Source organism: Pseudomonas sp. R2-60-08W (assembly GCF_003852335.1).
Classification (GTDB): domain Bacteria; phylum Pseudomonadota; class Gammaproteobacteria; order Pseudomonadales; family Pseudomonadaceae; genus Aquipseudomonas.
Window position 1 is genome coordinate 3,961,025 of the sequence record NZ_CP027731.1, and the last position, 17,956, is coordinate 3,978,980.

Annotated in this window: 20 protein-coding genes; 13 read left to right on the forward strand and 7 right to left on the reverse strand. The window is 61.2% G+C overall.

The window, feature by feature from the left end; genetic code table 11:
- The first annotated feature begins 27 nt into the window (after nt 1–27).
- From C4J90_RS17955 to C4J90_RS17965, 3 genes are all read left to right on the forward strand, one after another.
- Nucleotides 28–585 carry a Smr/MutS family protein gene (locus C4J90_RS17955; RefSeq protein WP_003175227.1) on the forward strand — a complete coding sequence of 186 codons (558 nt, stop codon included), beginning with the start codon at nt 28–30 and terminating at the stop codon, nt 583–585.
- A 78-nt stretch (nt 586–663) separates the two neighbouring features.
- Nucleotides 664–1,209 (forward strand): GTP cyclohydrolase I FolE, encoded by a 546-nt coding sequence (folE, locus tag C4J90_RS17960; protein ID WP_124363714.1) that lies wholly within the window; start codon nt 664–666, stop codon nt 1,207–1,209.
- Between the two features lie 101 nt (nt 1,210–1,310).
- Nucleotides 1,311–1,682, forward strand: coding sequence for a glutathione S-transferase N-terminal domain-containing protein (locus C4J90_RS17965; RefSeq protein ID WP_124363715.1), 372 nt, complete (start codon nt 1,311–1,313; stop codon nt 1,680–1,682).
- 108 nt (nt 1,683–1,790) lie between these two features.
- Here C4J90_RS17965 and C4J90_RS17970 read toward each other — a convergent pair whose 3' ends face one another.
- Genes C4J90_RS17970 through C4J90_RS17980 form a run of 3 tightly spaced genes read right to left on the reverse strand, consistent with a single transcriptional unit; the run spans nt 1,791 to nt 4,727 of the window.
- Nucleotides 1,791–2,111, reverse strand: coding sequence for a hypothetical protein (locus C4J90_RS17970; protein ID WP_124420492.1), 321 nt, complete (start codon nt 2,109–2,111; stop codon nt 1,791–1,793).
- Nucleotides 2,108–3,433 carry an acyclic terpene utilization AtuA family protein gene (locus tag C4J90_RS17975; RefSeq protein ID WP_124420493.1) on the reverse strand — a complete coding sequence of 442 codons (1,326 nt, stop codon included), beginning with the start codon at nt 3,431–3,433 and terminating at the stop codon, nt 2,108–2,110. The genes C4J90_RS17970 and C4J90_RS17975 overlap by 4 nt, the downstream gene beginning before the upstream one ends.
- A gap of 1 nt (nt 3,434) precedes the next feature.
- A complete protein-coding gene (locus C4J90_RS17980; protein ID WP_124420494.1) occupies nt 3,435–4,727 on the reverse strand; it encodes a CitMHS family transporter in 1,293 nt (430 codons plus the stop codon).
- Nucleotides 4,728–4,853: 126 nt separating this feature from the next.
- On the opposite strand from C4J90_RS17980, the gene C4J90_RS17985 reads away from it, so the two are divergent.
- Nucleotides 4,854–5,750: a LysR family transcriptional regulator gene (locus C4J90_RS17985; RefSeq protein WP_124420495.1), complete on the forward strand. Its 897-nt coding sequence runs from the start codon at nt 4,854–4,856 to the stop codon at nt 5,748–5,750.
- Nucleotides 5,751–5,901: 151 nt separating this feature from the next.
- Here the strand turns inward: C4J90_RS17985 and C4J90_RS17995 are convergent, their stop codons facing one another.
- Nucleotides 5,902–6,504, reverse strand: coding sequence for a glutathione S-transferase family protein (locus tag C4J90_RS17995; protein WP_124420496.1), 603 nt, complete (start codon nt 6,502–6,504; stop codon nt 5,902–5,904).
- 335 nt (nt 6,505–6,839) lie between these two features.
- On the opposite strand from C4J90_RS17995, the gene C4J90_RS18000 reads away from it, so the two are divergent.
- Both C4J90_RS18000 and C4J90_RS18005 read left to right on the forward strand, forming a co-directional pair.
- Entirely contained in the window at nt 6,840–8,159 is a 1,320-nt protein-coding gene (locus C4J90_RS18000) for an NCS2 family permease (protein WP_256658993.1), read from the forward strand.
- 81 nt (nt 8,160–8,240) lie between these two features.
- Nucleotides 8,241–8,882, forward strand: a complete 642-nt coding sequence (locus tag C4J90_RS18005) for a LysE family translocator (protein ID WP_124415213.1) — start codon at nt 8,241–8,243, stop codon at nt 8,880–8,882.
- Between the two features lie 80 nt (nt 8,883–8,962).
- On the opposite strand, the gene uraH is transcribed toward C4J90_RS18005, so the two are convergent.
- Nucleotides 8,963–9,316, reverse strand: coding sequence for a hydroxyisourate hydrolase (gene uraH / locus C4J90_RS18010; RefSeq protein WP_124363723.1), 354 nt, complete (start codon nt 9,314–9,316; stop codon nt 8,963–8,965).
- Between the two features lie 47 nt (nt 9,317–9,363).
- Complete coding sequence (locus C4J90_RS26935) at nt 9,364–9,678, reverse strand: hypothetical protein (protein WP_164488025.1); 315 nt, start codon at nt 9,676–9,678, stop codon at nt 9,364–9,366.
- A 77-nt stretch (nt 9,679–9,755) separates the two neighbouring features.
- Between C4J90_RS26935 and puuE the strand changes: the two genes are divergently transcribed.
- The 7 genes from puuE to C4J90_RS18050 all read left to right on the forward strand — a co-directional run bounded on the left by puuE (nt 9,756) and on the right by C4J90_RS18050 (nt 16,698).
- Nucleotides 9,756–10,682, forward strand: a complete 927-nt coding sequence (gene puuE, locus C4J90_RS18020) for an allantoinase PuuE (protein ID WP_124363724.1) — start codon at nt 9,756–9,758, stop codon at nt 10,680–10,682.
- Nucleotides 10,679–11,194 (forward strand): 2-oxo-4-hydroxy-4-carboxy-5-ureidoimidazoline decarboxylase, encoded by a 516-nt coding sequence (gene uraD / locus C4J90_RS18025; RefSeq protein ID WP_124420497.1) that lies wholly within the window; start codon nt 10,679–10,681, stop codon nt 11,192–11,194. The genes puuE and uraD overlap by 4 nt, the downstream gene beginning before the upstream one ends.
- A gap of 41 nt (nt 11,195–11,235) precedes the next feature.
- Nucleotides 11,236–12,231 carry an allantoicase gene (gene alc, locus C4J90_RS18030; protein ID WP_124363726.1) on the forward strand — a complete coding sequence of 332 codons (996 nt, stop codon included), beginning with the start codon at nt 11,236–11,238 and terminating at the stop codon, nt 12,229–12,231.
- Nucleotides 12,232–12,318: 87 nt separating this feature from the next.
- Nucleotides 12,319–12,822: an ureidoglycolate lyase gene (locus C4J90_RS18035; protein WP_124420498.1), complete on the forward strand. Its 504-nt coding sequence runs from the start codon at nt 12,319–12,321 to the stop codon at nt 12,820–12,822.
- Nucleotides 12,823–12,873: 51 nt separating this feature from the next.
- On the forward strand, nt 12,874–14,157 hold the full coding sequence (locus C4J90_RS18040; protein ID WP_124363728.1) for a urate hydroxylase PuuD: 1,284 nt from the start codon (nt 12,874–12,876) through the stop codon (nt 14,155–14,157).
- Between the two features lie 177 nt (nt 14,158–14,334).
- Nucleotides 14,335–15,684: a nucleobase:cation symporter-2 family protein gene (locus C4J90_RS18045; protein WP_124420499.1), complete on the forward strand. Its 1,350-nt coding sequence runs from the start codon at nt 14,335–14,337 to the stop codon at nt 15,682–15,684.
- Nucleotides 15,685–15,912: 228 nt separating this feature from the next.
- The gene (locus C4J90_RS18050; protein WP_124363730.1) at nt 15,913–16,698 is read left to right on the forward strand and encodes an outer membrane protein OmpK; all 786 of its coding nucleotides are present in this window, start codon (nt 15,913–15,915) and stop codon (nt 16,696–16,698) included.
- A 109-nt stretch (nt 16,699–16,807) separates the two neighbouring features.
- Here the strand turns inward: C4J90_RS18050 and C4J90_RS18055 are convergent, their stop codons facing one another.
- Nucleotides 16,808–17,938 carry a patatin-like phospholipase family protein gene (locus C4J90_RS18055; RefSeq protein WP_124371385.1) on the reverse strand — a complete coding sequence of 377 codons (1,131 nt, stop codon included), beginning with the start codon at nt 17,936–17,938 and terminating at the stop codon, nt 16,808–16,810.
- Between the last annotated feature and the right edge of the window lie 18 nt (nt 17,939–17,956).

A 17,956-nucleotide genomic window follows, 5' to 3' on the forward strand; every position in this document is an offset into this window, starting at 1 on the left:
AACTGCCCGCCCTTCGCGGAGGCTGACATGCAAGACGACGATTTTTCCCTGTTCAAGAACGAGCTGCGCGGCGTCAAGCCGATCAAGCACGACCGCGCCGACACCGGCAAACCCAAGGCTGATCGGGCGCAGATTGCCAAGCTGCGCCAGGCCGCGACCGTGCGCACCGACGCCACCACCGTGGATGGCTTGTCGGACCAGTTCGTGATCGACGTAGGCCCCGAAGACGAGCTGATGTGGGCACGTGACGGGGTACAGGAAAGCCAGATGCGCAAGCTCAAGGCCGGCCAGATCCCGTTCGAAGGCAGCCTCGACCTGCACGGCATGACCGTCGAAAAAGCTCGGGAAACACTGTGGGCTTTTCTTGCCGAAGCCACCAAGTTCGAAATCCGCTGCGTGCGCGTCACCCACGGCAAGGCCGTGCGGCTGGACGGCAAGCGGCCGATGATCAAGAGCCACGTCAACACCTGGCTGCGCCAGCATGCCCAGGTCCTCGGCTTCACCTCGTGCCAGGCCCGCCACGGCGGCGCCGGCGCGGTGTATGTAATGCTCAAGCGCACCATGATGGAAGGCCGCGACGAGTAACAAGTGCCATCGTCAGGCTTGCAGCGATGTGTCCGCCCCCGTAACCTTGCGCTTTGCGAAAATCCCACAGGTAGTTTCATGTCCCTGGAACAGAATTACACAGAGATTCTCGGCCAACTCGGCGAGGACATCTCCCGTGAGGGCCTGCTCGACACGCCAAAGCGTGCCGCCAAGGCGATGCAGTACCTCTGCCGCGGTTACGAACAGACGTTGGAAGAAGTCACCAATGGTGCCTTGTTCAGCTCCGACAACAGCGAAATGGTGCTGGTCAAGGACATCGAGTTGTACTCGCTGTGCGAACACCACCTGCTGCCGTTTATCGGCAAGGCCCATGTTGCCTACATCCCGAGCGGCAAAGTGTTGGGGCTGTCTAAGGTCGCGCGGATCGTCGACATGTATGCGCGTCGCCTGCAGATCCAGGAAAACCTCAGCCGCCAGATCGCTGACGCGGTGCTGCAAGTGACCGGTGCCCTGGGCGTGGCGGTGGTGATTGAAGCCAAGCACATGTGCATGATGATGCGCGGTGTGGAAAAACAGAACTCGTCGATGATCACGTCGGTGATGCTCGGTGAGTTCCGCGAAAACGCGGCCACCCGCAGCGAATTTCTCAGCCTGATCAAGTAAGTGGTTGTGTAGGAAAAGCCGGCGTTCATCGCCGGTTTTTTTTCGCCTGCAGAATTCAGGTAAGCTGCGACCCCTTCTTCATGGGCAAGAGGCTTTCAGCCATGTTCGTCAAAGCACTTCGAGTGGGCCTCGGCCAGATCATCATCGCCGGCGACTTCCTGACCCGTCCGCGCAAAAAGCAGCGCCCGGCCGAACAACAGGCCAAGGTCAACGCAGCCGCCAAGGACCTGACCCTGTATCAGTTCCACGCCTGCCCCTTCTGCGTGAAGACCCGCCGCACCCTGCATCGCCTGAATGTGCCGGTAGCACTCAAGGACGCGAAGAACAACGAGCACGACCGCCAGACCCTGCTGGAGCAAGGCGGCAAGATCAAAGTGCCATGCCTGCGCATCGAAGAAAACGGCCAGACCACCTGGATGTATGACTCCAAGGTCATCATTGACTACCTGGACAAGCGCTTCGCCGCGATCTGATTGACCTGTGCGATCCAATGTGGGAGGGGGCTTGCTCCCGATGGCGGTGTGCCAGTCAGCAATTTTTCAACTGACCGACCGCAATCGGGGGCAAGCCCCCTCCCACATTTAGTTCGGTGTAAGTACATCCAGGTCCAGCAGCGCCGAGCCCAGGCACTTGCCGTGGGCATCCAGTGCCAGCGAACGCGTGACGCCGCCGCGCAAAATGCCCGGCAGCACGAAGTTCAGCGCCTGTACGTTGGGCAATGCATAACGTTGCACCGGCGCCGCGCCAGGCTCCAGCAGGTCTGCGAAAAACGCGGCGACGCGCTCGGCAGTCAGCTGTTCACACAGCAACGGGTAATCCTCGGCGCGATAAGCAATGATCGAGATGTTCGACGTATCGCCCTTATCCCCGGTGCGGGAATGGGCCAGTGAATGCAACTTCATGCTTCTATCCTCGGTTTGACCCTGTCTCGGGGCAGCAGCAACGACGCCACCGCCACCACCTGGCGCACACTCTTGCTCGCTCCGCCACCGCCAGCAGGGCCGTTGGTGTAGAGGGTTTCCACTTCATTGCCGATGCGCACGGCGTCGCTGCGTTCTTCACACCGGGCGGCGACCCGCAGGCGCACTTCCCAGGGCTCGGCATTGCTGCGCGGGCCATGCAAGGCATCCATGCCGATCAACTCGGCGCGCACTTCCTGCATCTTCACGCCGGTCAGTTCCAGACGCTTGAGCACCACTTCGCGCGCCAGTTGCGCCCGTGCGACAGCGCCCGGGCCGCCGTAGGACATCTGCCCCTCTCCGATCCAGCCGTCAAGATAACCGACGCTGACTTTCAGCTGTTCGGGCCGCGCCCGCCCTGTGGCACCGTGGGCACGCACCCGATCAACGCCCTCCTCGACAAACCCCACCTGTGAAAAATCGGCCGTGACGTCCGGAGTCAAATACGCTTGCGGGTCGTGCACTTCGTAGATCAGTTGTTCGCTGCAGGTGGCGCGGCTGACCTGCCCTCCAGAACCCGCCACCTTGGTGATCAAGGCAGTGCCGTCGGCGGCGATTTCGGCCAACGGAAAGCCCAGGCGCGCCAAGTCATCCACATCCTTGAGGCCTGGGTCCGCAAAATAACCGCCGCTGACCTGCCCGGCACATTCGAGCAAATGCCCGACCAGGGTGCCCTTGCCCAGGCGCTGCCAATCGTCGGCGGCCCAGCCGAATTCGAACATCTGCGGAGCGAGAAACAATGACGGGTCGGCCACACGCCCCGTGATCACTACATCGGCATCGGCGCGCAGGGCTTCAAGGATGCCGTCCACGCCCAGGTAGGCATTCGCCGAAATCAGCCGCTCACCCAGTGCGCCCAGGGTCTGGCCGCTGTCCAGCAACTGCTCGGGACGCAACGCCGCCAGCACGTCATCGCCCATCACGGCCACCACTTTGAGGTTCGTCCCCAGTTCACGGGCGATGCGCCGCACTTCGACGGCGGCCGACACCGGGTTGGCCGCGCCCATATTAGTGATCACGCGCAAACGTCGGCGGCCCTCGTGCAGCCCGACAAAGGGCAGCACCCGGCGCATGCGCTCACTCAACAAGGGGTCATAGCCGCCTGCCGGATCGCTGATGCGCGCCTGTTGGGCCAGGGCGATGGTGCGTTCGGCCAGGCATTCGAACACCAGGTAATCCAGGTCGCCGTGTTCGGCCAGTTCCACGGCGGGTTCGATACGGTCACCGGAGTAGCCGGCACCGGCGCCGATGCGCAAGGTTTTCATCTCAGATAACTCCCAGGAGCAGCGCGGTCAGGGTCATCAACACCGACGCGGCGAACAGAAAAGGAATGGTGAAGCGCTGGTGATCGGCCAGCTCGATCTTGCACAGGCCTACCAACAAGAAAGTCGCCGGGGTCAACGGGCTGACCGGAAAGCCCGTGGTGTGCACCCCCAGTAACGAGGCCTGGGCCACTTGCAGCGGGTCGACACCCAGCGCCTTGCCAACTTCGGCAATCACCGGCATCACGCCGAAATAGTAGGAATCGGGGTCGAACAGCATGCTCAACGGCATGGAAATGAAGCCCACCACCGCCGGGATCAACTTGCCATGACCCGCAGGAATCTGCGCCACCGCCACTTCGGCAATCGCCTTGAGCATGCCGGTGCCTTGCATGATGCCGGTGAACACGCCGGCGGCAAGCAGGATGCTGGCCATGGTCAGGGCGGTTTTCGCATGGGCGTCGATACGGGCGCGCTGGGCGTCGACATTGGGGTAGTTGATACACAGCGCCACCACGGTGCCGAGCATGAACATCACCACCGGGTCGACCCAGCCGGCGATCATCACCACCATCACCAGCACAGTGAGGATCAGGTTGATCCAGAACAGCCGTGGCCGACGCAGCTGGATATCGGCGTCACTGAGCACCCGTTGCGGCACCGCGTCCACGCTGGAGCCGGCCCCCAGGCCCAGGCGTTTTTCTTCACGGTGGCCCAGCCACCAAGCGCAGGCGAACACAAAGATCAGCCCGACGATCTGCACTGGAATCAACGGTTGGAACAGGTCCGCCACCGGCACATGCAGGGCGGCCGACGAGCGCAGCACCGGGCCGGTCCACGGCAGGAAATTGACCCCGGCCGCCATGGCGCAGACACACGCCAGAATGCGTTTGTCGATGCCCAGCCGCGTATACAGCGGCAACATCGCCGGCACCGTCACCAGGAAGGTCACCGCGCCGGACCCGTCCAGGTGCACCAGCAGCGCCAGGGTCGCGGTACCAACGACAATTCGCGTAGGACGCGTCCCTACCGTGCGCAGAATTCGCTCGATGATCGGGTCGAGCATGCCGGCATCGGTCATGATCCCGAAAAACAGAATGGCGAACACAAACATGCCCACCACGGGGGCAACGTTCTTGATGCCGGTGATGATGAAGGCACTGGTTTGCAGACCGAAGCCACCGAGCAACGCGGCAATGATCGGCAGGGCGATCAGCGCCACCAGCGGCGAGAGGCGCTTGCTCATAACGGCAGCAAGCAGACACAGAATGGTAATGACACCCAGGGTAGCGAGCATGGGTTACTCCAGAGCGGCCTTGATGGGCCGGTTATTGTTTTCCCTGGAGTATTGGAATCAGGTTAGGCTTTGTAAATTGGAATATTCACACACCGGTGTTCGAAAAAACAAAATGAAGCCGCCCGTATGAAAAACAGCATCCAACACATCCAGGCATTCCTCGCCGTTGCTCGCACGGGCAGCTTTACCAAGGCCGCCAGCGAGCTGAACCTGTCCCCCTCGGCGCTGACCGTGCAGGTGCAACAACTGGAAGAGTGGCTGGGCGTCGCCCTGCTCGACCGCAGCCCACGCCATGTGGCTATCACCGCCGCCGGCCACGACGCGCGTGGCCCCATGGAAAAACTGCTGCTGGACCTGGACAACATCATCACTGGCTCGCGCGATCTCGCGGCGCTGCGCCGTGGCGTCGTTACGATCGCCGCCCTGCCCTCGGTGTGCGCCGGCAGCCTGCCGCCGGTGTTGCGCCTGTTTCGCGAACGCTTCGCCGGGATCGAAGTGCGCCTGCATGACCTGGTGGCCCACCGCATCCAGGCCCAGGTGCGTTCCGGCGAGGTGGACTTCGGTATCGGCGTGCGCGCGCGCCTGAGCCACGGCCTGGACTTCGTGCCGGTCCTAAATGACCGGCTCTGCGCGTTCGTGCCGCTGGGTCACGCCCTCGCCCACCATCGGCAGCTGACCCTGGAACAACTGGCGGATCAGCCGATCATCCTCACCGGCCGCGGCAGCAGCGTGCGCGAACAGGTGGATGCGTTGTTCGATGAAACGCGGCTGACGCTGAATGCGGGCATGGAGGCCAACTACATGTCCACAGTACTGGCACTGGTGCGCCAGGGGCTGGGGATCAGTGTGCTGCCGGAGTCGGCGGCGGATAGCCTGGAGGGGTTGAAGCGGATCAACATCGATCATCCCGGGGTGAACAGGGAGATCGGCTTGATCAGTCGTAGCGGGATGGCATTGAGCCCGGCGGCGCAGCGCTGCTTTGAACTGCTCAACGCAGAGTTATCTGACACACCACCGGACTAAATGTGGGAGGGGGCAAGGCTTTTTGTAGGAGCGAGCTTGCTCGCGAAGAACTCAGGGCCACCGCGTTTATCCAGAATGAACGCGTTGCCCGGGCGTTTTTCGCGAGCAAGCTCGCTCCTACAGTGAGCCCATCCCACCTTCGGAAGGTGGCTCAGCCCAGCATCGCCACATGGTTTGGATGACTGGCCACGCGCTGCAACCATGCCTGCACCGCCGGATAAGGCGCCAGGTCAAAGCCCCCTTCATGGGCCACATGGGTGTAGGCATACAACGCGATATCGGCAATCGAATACTGCTCGCCCACCAGGTACGGCGTGGCCTGCAGCTGACGTTCCATGACCTTCAGTGCCTTGTAACCGCCCTTGTGGCTGGTCTTGTATTCCTCGAGACGATCCTGCGGCATGTTCAGGTAAAACTGAATGAACCGCGCCACCGCAATATACGGCTCGTGGCTGTATTGCTCGAAGAACTGCCACTGCAACACCTGGGTGCGCAAGCGCGGCTCACCGGGTAAAAACTCGCTGCCATCGGCGAGGAAGTTGAGGATCGCATTGGACTCCCACAGGCAGGTACCGTCTTCCAGTTCCAGCACCGGGATCTTGCCGTTGGGGTTCTTGGCAAGAAATTCAGGGGTTTGGGTGTCACCCTTAAGAATATCAATATCGATCCATTGGTACGGGATGCCCAACAGGCTGAGCATCAATTTGACCTTGTAGCAATTGCCCGATCTGTAATCGCCATAAACCTTGTACATGGGCTCCCCTTATGCCGCTTCGCGCGCTCTGAGCGAACGCTTGCGCCATCAAAGTGCGGGTATCGACGGATTGTTTCAAGGCGTGCGGCAGAATAAATCCAGCCGCACGCTCTGGAAGCAGCCTTTCATCCCTTTCCGCCGAGATAATCGAAAACATTATTTGCTTTATTTGTATACAAAAGCATAATTCGCTTCGTGCGAGTTCCTGACCTAACAGTCAACAAAACCCGCCAGTACCTCAAAGCGCTGTTGCCCACTCATGTGACCGGCGCTGGAAATAACAATAAAACGATTGAGGAGTACTCGCTGTGGATAGCCGCAAAACCGAAGCCCCTATGTTGGATCTCGCCGCGCCCCAAGGCGGCTGGCTGGAACGCCTGTTCAAACTGCGTTTGCATGGCACCACAGTGAAGACCGAGCTGATCGCCGGCCTCACGACGTTCATCACCATGGCCTACATCATCTTCGTCAACCCCAACATCATGGCCGACGCCGGCATCGATCACGGCGCGGCCTTCGTCGCCACCTGCATCGCCGCCGCGCTGGGTTGCCTGTTGATGGGCCTGTACGCCAACTGGCCGGTGGGCCTGGCGCCGGGCATGGGCTTGAACGCGTTTTTCACCTACACCGTTGTCGGCACCATGGGCTACCACTGGGAAACTGCGCTGGGTGCGGTGTTTATCTCGGGCGTGCTGTTCATGGGCCTCACCTTGTCCCGCGTGCGCGAATGGCTGCTCAACAGCATTCCGGTGAGCCTGCGCCACGCCATGGGCGCGGGCGTCGGCTTGTTTCTCGGGGTGATCGGCCTGAAGACCGCCGGCATCATCGTCGACAGCCCCGCCACGCTGATCAAGCTCGGTTCGCTGCACGAGCCCGCGCCCCTGCTGGCGGCGGTGTGCTTCCTGCTGATTGCGATCCTCAGCTACCACCGCGTGTTCGGCGCGATTCTCATCAGCATCATTGCCGTGACCCTGGCCGGCTGGGGCCTGGGCCTGGTGCACTACAACGGCATTCTCTCCACCCCGCCCAGCCTGGCGCCAACCTGGATGGCCATGGACGTTAAGGGTGTGTTCAATGTCAGCATGATCAGCGTGGTATTTGCCTTTCTTTTTGTACACATGTTCGACACTGCCGGTACACTGATGGGCGTTGCGCAACGGGCCGGACTGGTCAATGCCGACGGCAAGATCGATAACCTGTCCCGTGCGTTGAAAGCCGACAGCGCCTCCAGCGTGTTCGGGGCCATGGTCGGCGTGCCGCCCGTGACCAGCTACGTGGAAAGCGCCGCCGGGGTGGCTGCCGGCGGGCGCACCGGGCTGACGGCGGTGACGGTGGGTATTTTGTTCGTGGCAGCGATGTTTTTTGCGCCGCTGGCGGGCATGATTCCAGCCTATGCCACGGCGGGCGCGTTGATTTACGTGGCGATGCTGATGATGGCGAGCATGGCGCATATCAATTGGGACGAGGCCACCGACAGCATTCCGGCCATCGTCACGGCGATCATGATGCCGCTGACCTTCTCGGTGGCCGACGGCATCGCGCTGGGCTTTATCACCTATGTCGCGCTGAAGGCCGGCACCGGTAAGCACAAGGAAATTTCCGTCAGCCTGTGGGTGCTGTGCGTGATTTTTATCGCCAAGTTCGCCTTTCTTTGAAATAGCGGCAAGTTTTCAGCGGCAAGCGACAAGCTTTTAACTTGCCGCTTGAAGCTTGCCGCTAACGACTGGAGTAATGAAATGACGACCGAAACCTGGCTGCTGTTCAGCGGCGCGGCGCTGGTGGTGATCCTGATCCCTGGCCCTCTTTCCCTACTGATGATCAGCAACAGCTTGAACTACGGCCTGCGCCGTTCGTACCCGGCGTTCCTGGGCGGGGTATTTGCCTCGATCTGCCTGCTGAGCGCCTCGGCCTTGGGCCTGGGCGCGCTGTTGCTGGCGTCCGAGCAAGTGTTCAGCGCGCTGAAAATCGTCGGCGCGATGTACTTGTTTTACCTGGCCTGGCAGAGCTGGCAGCAATCACGCCGGCCGGCCGAGGGTGCTGATGTGCCACAGGTGGCGTCGACCCCACGTTTTCGCGTGCTGTTCGGTCGCGCCTTTGTGCTGGGGGCCAGCAACCCCAAGGACATCCTGTTCTTTGCCGCCTTCCTGCCGCAATTTCTCAGCGCGGATCAAGCATTCCTGCCGCAGCTGTTGACCATGATCGCCACCTGGACCGTGCTCGACCTGCTGTGCAAGCTTGGTTACGGCCTGGGTGCGCAGAGCGCCGCGCGGTATTTGCGCAGCGGCTCGGGCCAGAGCTGGTTCAACCGCATCAGCGCCGCGTTGTTCGGCTGCGCCGGCCTGGCCTCGCTGATTAAGGCTCGAGCGCCGCTGGGTTGAATGCACAGCCGAAAAAAAGCCCGCAGTGTGGGCGGGCAAAAAACCAACGAAGAGCTTGGGGGTATGAAGCGAGGTGACGCTCAGCTACCGCGATAGGTCGAATAGCTGTAAGGCGAAATCAGTAGCGGGACATGGTAGTGATCCTGCTCGGCGCTGATTCCGAACCGCAGCACTACCACATCGAGGAAAGCCGGCTCCGGCAACTGCACGCCACGGGCGCGGTAATAGTCGCCAGCGCTGAACTGCAATTGATAGACACCGCTGCGGTAGTCGTCGCCCTGCAGCAACGGTGCGTCGCAGCGACCGTCTTCGTTGGTCACCGCGGTGGCGACCAGCGTTAGTTGCGCGCCGTCGACGCGGTACAGCTCAACCTTGATTGTGCTGCCGGGGCAGCCGTGCGCGGCATCCAAAACGTGTGTGGTCAAACGTCCCATGGCGTTTATGCGCCTCCCGAAGTCAGTCATAAAGAACCCGCACTCTTTCAGAGCATCGAAAAAGCCGGCGATAGCTGATTAAGACATTTTTCAAAAAAATTGTACACAATAAATTCAACAGACTTTAAACCTCTGTAGGAGCGAGCTTGCTCGCGAAAAAGCTCAACGCCAACGCGAATTTCCAGGTAGAAAAGTGGCGCACTCAGGCTTTTCGCGAGCAAGCTCGCTCCTACAGTGAATTTTTTTGTGGTTAGCTGACCGGTTAGGCAAGTTTCTTGCAGCGACCCTGCAAAGATACCTGCAGAAAAAATGCAGAAATGCAGGCTTACAAAGTGAGCAATAAGTTGTATACAATCACTCATCGCTGTGACGCCACCCAGTCTTTCCGCTGTCCGGCCGCCACACACACTTGCTACCACGAACAAGAAGGAAGACTGCAGTGAGCGCTGACTACCCACGCGACCTGATCGGTTACGGCAGTAACCCTCCTCACCCACACTGGCCGGGCAATGCACGCATCGCGCTGTCGTTCGTACTCAATTATGAAGAAGGCGGCGAGCGCAATATTCTGCATGGCGATAAAGAGTCCGAAGCCTTCCTCTCGGAAATGGTCTCGGCGCAACCGCTGCAGGGCGCGCGCAACATGAGCATGGAGTCGCTGTACGAATACGGCAGCCGTGCCGGGGTGTGGCGCATCCTCAAGCTGTTCAAGGAATTCGACATCCCGCTGACCATCTTCGCCGTGGCCATGGCCGCCCAGCGCCATCCGGACGTGATCCGCGCCATGGTTGCCGCCGGCCACGAGATCTGCAGCCACGGCTACCGCTGGATCGACTACCAGTACATGGACGAGGCCCAGGAACGCGAGCATATGCTCGAAGCGATCCGCATCCTCACCGAGCTGACCGGTGAACGCCCGCTGGGCTGGTACACCGGCCGCACCGGTCCCAACACGCGGCGCCTGGTAATGGAGGAAGGCGGCTTCCTGTATGACTGCGACACCTACGACGACGACCTGCCCTACTGGGAGCCCAACACGCCCACCGGCAAGCCGCATCTGGTGATCCCTTATACCCTGGACACCAACGACATGCGCTTCACCCAGGTGCAGGGTTTCAACAAGGGCGACGACTTTTTCGAGTACCTCAAGGACGCCTTCGACGTGCTCTATGCCGAAGGGGCCGAGGCGCCGAAGATGCTTTCCATCGGCCTGCACTGCCGCCTGATCGGCCGGCCGGCGCGCCTGGCTTCGTTGAAGCGCTTTATCGAGTACGCCAAAAGCCATGAACAGGTGTGGTTCACCCGCCGCGTCGACATCGCCCGGCACTGGCAGCACACCCACCCCTGCCCGGGAGCGGCGAAATGACTGCATTCCAAACCCTCAAACCGTCGAGCCTGAGCCGCGATGAATTTGTCGCCGCCTTCGCCGATATCTACGAACACTCGCCATGGGTGGCCGAAAAGGCCTTCGACCTGGGCCAGGATGCGTCGATCGACCAGATCGAAAGCCTGCACCAGCGCATGAGCGATATCCTGTTGAGCGCCGATCACGCCAGCCAGCTGGCCCTGATCAACGCTCACCCGGACCTGGCCGGCCGTGCGGCCGTCCAGGGCCAGCTTACCGCAGCCAGCACTGGAGAACAGGCTGGCGCCGGTATACACCAATGCACGGCCGAAGAGTTCTCGCGCTTCACCGAGCTGAACGAGGCCTACAAGGCCAAGTTCAAGTTTCCCTTCATCATGGCGGTAAAAGGCAGCAACCGGCACCAGATCCTGGCCGCGTTCGAAACGCGCATTCACAACTCGGCTGAGGCCGAGTTCAACTGCGCGCTGGCTGAGATCAACAAGATCGCGTTGTTCCGATTACTGACCCTCTGAATGACCATCCCCAGCCACTCTATCCAAGGCAGACAAGAAGAATGAAAGCGCAACCCGTACCTTTCGAGAAGTTCGTCAACCTCGCCGACGCCCGCCTGGGCACCAAGATCATCGAAGTCACCGATGACTGGTTCGCCGACGCCAACCGCCTGTTCCAGCCGACCCCGGCCGTGTGGAAGGAGGGCGTTTTCGATGACAACGGCAAGTGGATGGACGGCTGGGAGTCACGCCGCAAGCGCTTCGAAGGCTACGACAGCGCGGTGATCCGCCTGGGCGTGCCGGGCTCGATCAAGGGCGTGGACATCGATACCTCATTCTTCACCGGCAACTACCCGCCGTCGGCCTCCCTGGAAGCCTGCTTCCTCGCCTCGGGCGAGCCGGATGCCAACACCCAGTGGGTGGAAGTGCTGTCGGCGGTCGAGCTGCAAGGCAACAGCCACCATTACCACGAGATCCACAACGCGCAGGCGTTCAGCCACCTGCGGTTCAACATCTACCCGGATGGCGGCGTGGCCCGTCTGCGCGTGTACGGTGTGCCGTTCCGCGACTGGTCTGCGGTGGGCGACAACGAACAGGTCGACCTGGCCGCCGCGCTCAATGGCGGGCGTGCCCTGGCCTGCTCCGATGAACACTTCGGGCGCATGAGCAACATCCTCAACCCAGGCCGTGGCATCAACATGGGCGATGGCTGGGAAACCGCACGTCGCCGTACGCCGGGCAATGACTGGGTGATCGTCGCGCTGGGCCACCCTGGCGAGATCGAGAAAATCATCGTCGACACCCTGCACTTCAAGGGCAACTACCCGGACACCTGTTCGATCCAGGGCGCGTTCGTCAAGGGTGGCACCGACAGCCAGATCGAGACCCAATCGCTGTTCTGGCGTGAACTGCTGCCGGCACAGAAACTGGAAATGCACGCCGAACACACCTTCGCCGAGCAGATCAAGGCGCTGGGGCCGATTACCCACATACGGTTGAACGTGTTCCCGGATGGGGGCGTGAGTCGCCTGCGGGTGTTGGGCAAGGTAGCCAAATAAGCGAACCAAGAGCGGACGCAGAGCGTCCAGGGCAGCGTTCCCACGCAGAGCGTGGGAACGATCCAACTCCAGATTAAGAAGACAGCCATGCGCACACTGACGATCGAACCCCTGACCAAAGAAGCCTTCGCCCCCTTCGGAGACGTTATCGAAACCGATGGCAGCGATCACTTCATGATCAATAACGGGTCGACCATGCGCTTTCACAAACTGGCGACGGTCGAAACAGCACAGCCTGAAGACCACGCCATCATCAGCATCTTCCGCGCCGACGCGCAGGACATGCCGCTGACCGTGTGCATGCTGGAGCGACACCCGCTGGGCAGCCAGGCCTTCATTCCGCTGCTCGGCAACCCCTTTCTGATCGTGGTCGCGCCACTTGGCGATGCACCTGTATCAGGCTTGGTCCGCGCCTTCGTCACCAACGGCAGGCAGGGCATCAATTACCATCGCGGCGTCTGGCACCACCCGGTGCTGACGATCGAAAAGCGGGATGACTTCCTGGTGGTTGATCGCAGTGGCACAGGCAATAACTGCGATGAGCATTTTTTCAAAGAGGATGAGCGGTTGGTCCTCGCCCCCCACCAATAAGAGAAGGTCTGATCACCCGACAACAAGGGCGACAGGCGAGAGGTAAAGACTGTGGAAGCACATTTGATGGAATGGCTGAACCTGAGCGTGCGCTGGGTTCACATGATCACCGGCGTCGCCTGGATCGGCGCTTCTTTCTACTTCGTCTGGCTGGAAAACAACCTCAATCGCGTCAACCCCAAGAGCGGCCTGGCCGGTGACTTGTGGGCGATCCACGGTGGCGGCATCTACCACCTGGAAAAATACAAACTGGCCCCGCCGACCATGCCGGACAACCTGCACTGGTTCAAATGGGAAGCCTATTTCACCTGGATGTCGGGCATTGCGCTGCTGTGCGTGGTGTTCTACTGGAATCCGACCTTGTACCTGCTGGCTCCCGGCAGCAGCCTGAGCGGCACCGAAGGCGTCTTGCTGGGCATCGGCTCACTGTTCGTCGGCTGGTTCGTCTACTCCTTTCTCTGCGACTCGGCCCTGGGCAAGCGTCCTGCCCTGCTCGGCTTGATCCTGTTCGTGCTGTTGATTGCGGCGGCCTATGGCTTCAGCAAGGTGTTCAGCGGCCGTGGCGCCTACCTGCATGTGGGTGCGGTGATCGGCACGATCATGGTCGGCAACGTGTTCCGCATCATCATGCCCGCCCAGCGCGCACTGGTGGCGGCCATCGCCGAGAACCGCACACCCGACCCGGCGCTGCCGGCCAAGGGTTTGCTGCGCTCACGGCACAACAACTACTTCACCTTGCCGGTGCTGTTCATCATGATCAGCAACCACTTCCCGAGCACCTATGGCAGCCACTACAACTGGCTGATCCTGGCCGGGATCGCGGTGGCGGCAGTGTTGGTGCGGCACTACTTCAACACCCGGCATAACAGCCAGAAGTATGCGTGGACCTTGCCGGTGGGTGCGCTGGCGATGATCAGCCTGGCCTACGTGACCGGGCCCTCGCCGGCGCCGGAAGTGGCCAAAGCACCGGCGGCGATCGAGTATCAGCCGTTGCCGGAAACTGCCCTGGGCGGAGGCGTGAAACCGGCTGCGCCTGCAGCCCCGGCAGCTGAACCGGCACCTGCCCAAGCCAGCACCGACTTTGGCCAGGTGCACCATGTGATCGAGCAGCGTTGCACCGTCTGCCATTCGGCCAAGCCCACCAGCCCGCTGTTCAGCACCGCACCGGCCGGGGTGATGTTCGACACACCGGCGCAGATCCAGCAACAGGCGGCGCGCATTCAAGCACAGGCCGTGGCCAGCCAGATCATGCCGCTGGGCAACATCACCCAGATGACCCAGCAGGAGCGGGATTTGATTGGCACCTGGATCAACCAGGGGGCGCGTACCAACTGATTGATTCATGGAGATCCAATGTGGGAGGGGGCTTGCCCCCGATAGCAGTGTGTCATTCAAAGCATCAGTGGCTGATGCACCGCCATCGGGGGCAAGCCCCCTCCCACATTTGGTTCTGCTGTGTTTTGAAAATTGCATTACACACAACACAAAAATAAAAAAGATCCGAGGTGTTGCATGACCGAGTTAACCGAACCGCAGATTTGCGCCGCACCCGCCATGGTGCGGCTGCCCCTCTTGCAACTGATTCTGGTAGGCCTGCAACACGTCTTGCTTATGTACGGCGGTGCTGTCGCCGTGCCCCTGATCATTGGCCAGGCCGCCGGGCTGAGCCGTGAAGAAATTGCCTTCCTGATCAACGCCGACCTGTTGGTCGCCGGTATCGCCACGATGGTGCAGTCGTTCGGCATCGGCCCGGTGGGTATTCGCATGCCGGTGATGATGGGCGCCAGTTTCGCCGCCGTCGGCAGCATGGTCGCCATGGCCGGCATGCCCGGTATCGGCTTGCAGGGGATCTTCGGTGCGACCATCGCCGCCGGGTTCTTCGGCATGCTCATCGCGCCGTTCATGTCCAAGGTCGTACGTTTTTTTCCGCCGCTGGTGACCGGTACCGTGATTACCGCCATCGGCCTTTCGCTGTTTCCCGTGGCCGTGAACTGGGCCGGTGGCGGCAGCGCTGCCGCGACGTTCGGCTCGCCGGTGTATCTGGCGGTCGCTGCGCTGGTGCTGGCCAGCATTCTGTTGATCAACCGTTTCATGCGCGGTTTCTGGGTGAACATCTCGGTACTGATCGGCATGGCGCTGGGCTACGCCTTGTGCGGCACGCTCGGCATGGTCGACCTCAGCGGCCTGGCCCAGGCACCTTGGGTGCAAGTGGTGACGCCGCTGCACTTCGGCATGCCCAAGTTCGAGTTGGCGCCGATCCTGTCGATGTGCCTGGTGGTGGTGATCATCTTTGTCGAGTCCACCGGCATGTTCCTCGCCCTGGGCAAGATCACCGGCCAGGACGTCACGCCGAAGATGCTGCGTCGCGGTTTGCTGTGTGATGCCGGCGCGTCATTCTTTGCCGGGTTCTTCAACACCTTCACCCACTCCTCGTTCGCGCAGAATATCGGCCTGGTGCAGATGACCGGCGTGCGTTGCCGCTCGGTCACGATCATGGCCGGAGCGTTTCTGATTGTGCTGAGCCTGTTGCCCAAGGCCGCCTACCTGGTGGCGTCGATTCCACCGGCGGTGCTGGGCGGCGCGGCGATCGCCATGTTCGGTATGGTCGCGGCGACCGGCATCAAGATCCTGCAGGAAGCCGACATCGCCGACCGGCGCAACCAGTTGCTGGTGGCGGTGAGCATCGGCATGGGCTTGATCCCGGTGGTGCGTCCGGAGTTCTTCGCGCAATTGCCAATGTGGATGAGCCCGATTACCCATAGCGGCATCGCCATGGCCACCCTGAGCGCGTTGTCGCTGAACATACTGTTCAACATTCTCGGCGGTGCTGAACGCCCCGCCGTCGAGCACGCCCACTCCTGACGCACGCCCCATCGTCGCCCTGTGCGCGCTGTAACGGCGCACTTGAGCCCCGACGTGGGAGCCAGTATTCTCCGCGCCCGCTTGAAACGACGGTTTTTTACCGCCTTGGCGCGGCTCTTGCTATAGCCATAAAGTTGACCAATCAGACGAGTTCTTCAGCAGATCCAAAGGCGCCACACCAGAGCGCCAGATTAGAAAAAACATAAAACTTTAACTCGGGAGCACCGAATGAAACCTATGTTCAAAGGCCTGATGCTGGCGGGATCCCTGCTGGCCGGTGGCCAAGCCGTGGCCGGTGATTTGCTGCAGTGGCAGAACAACAGCCTGACGTATCTGTGGGGCAAGAGCTTTACCGTCAACCCGCAGATCCAGCAAACCGTCACGTTCGAACATGCCGACGCGTGGAAGTACGGCGACAACTTCTTCTTCCTCGACCGCATCTTTTACAACGGCAAGGAAGACGGCAACGTCGGTCCGAATACTTACTACGGCGAGTTCAGCCCACGTTTGTCGTTCGGCAAGATTCTGGATAAGGACCTGTCATTCGGCCCGATCAAAGATGTATTGCTGGCCTTCACTTACGAGTTCGGCGAAGGCGATAACGAGTCGTACCTGTTGGGCCCGGCGATTGACTTTAATATTCCGGGTTTCGACTACTTCCAGTTGAACTTCTACCAGCGCCAGACCGAAGGCAATCGCCCCGGCGACGGCGTGTGGCAGATCACGCCGGTGTGGTCTTACACCCTTCCCGTGGGCAACTCCGATGTGCTGATCGACGGTTTCATGGACTGGGTGGTGGATAACGACAAAAACGCCCGTGGCACCTATCACGCCAACCTGCACTTCAACCCGCAGGTCAAATATGACCTGGGCAAGGCGCTGCATTGGGGCGACAAACAGTTGTATGTGGGGTTTGAATACGACTACTGGAAGAACAAGTACGGAATCGAGGACAGCGGCGCCTTCAAGACGACTCAGGACACCGCAAGCTTCCTGGTCAAGTATCACTTCTGATTGAACGGCGCATAACCAATGTGGGAGGGGGCTTGCCCCCGATGGCAGTGTGTCAGTCAACCTGTCAGTGACTGAACCACCGCTATCGGGGGCAAGCCCCCTCCCACATTTAGATAAGTGGCAGGCCTAAGAACCGGGTGATCTCCTCGCGCTTGGCCAACGCATCTTGGCGCCCCAACTCGATCAACTCACTGCAATACCCCGCCTCGAACAGCAAGTAACTCAACACCCCTGCCCCACTGGTCTTGGTCGCCCCTGGCCCGCGCAAAAACAAGCGCAATGCCGCCGGTAATTCCTGCCGATGCCGGGCCGCGATTTCGTCGATCGGCTGGCTGGGCGCAATCACCAGCACCTCCACGGCCGCCACCCCCGGCGAGACATGGCTGAATTGATTCAAGCGTTCCAGCAATTCGATATCGCTTTCCAGGCTGTCAATGAACGTGCTGTTGAGCATGTGCCCGCCGATCTGCGCCAGCGTCGGTTCCTGGCCGGTGTAGGTGCGTTGCATCGAGGGTTCATTGCCGCGCGGGTTACCGCTGACGCCCACCACCAGCACGCGACTCGCGCCCAGGTGCAGGGCCGGGCTGATCGGGGCCGACTGGCGAACGGCGCCGTCACCGAAGTATTCCTGGTCGAGCTTCACCGGGGCGAACAGTAAGGGAATCGCCGAACTGGCCAGCAAGTGTTCCACCGTGAGTGGCGTCGGCACACCAATGCGCCGATGGCGCAGCCAGGGTTCGATGGTGCCGCCGCCTTGATAGAAGGTCACCGCCTGCCCGGATTCATAGCCGAAAGCGGTGACCGCCACGGCGTGCAGATGCCGGTGCCGGATGGCGTCGTCAATGCCCGCCAGGTGCAGTTTGTCCTGCAGCAGATCGCGCAGCGGTGAGCTGTCGAGCAACGCCACGGGGAGCTGCCTGCCCAGGCCCAACAGGCTATGAATCAGGAAGCGACTGGCCTGGCGGACCACACCCGGCCAGTCGCTGCGCAGCACCAGATGGCTGCGAAAGCCTTGCCAGAATGCGGTGAGGCGTTGGACAGCGGCGGTGAAGTCCGTCGCGCCACTGGCCAGGGTGACCGCATTGATCGCCCCGGCCGATGTGCCGACGATCACCGGAAACGGATTCGGCGCCCCCGGCGGCAGCAATTCGGCGATCGCCGCCAACACCCCTACCTGATACGCCGCTCGCGCCCCGCCGCCGGAAAGAATCAAGCCTGTGACCGGTTCAGCTGGGCGCATTGCGTCACTCCATATGGG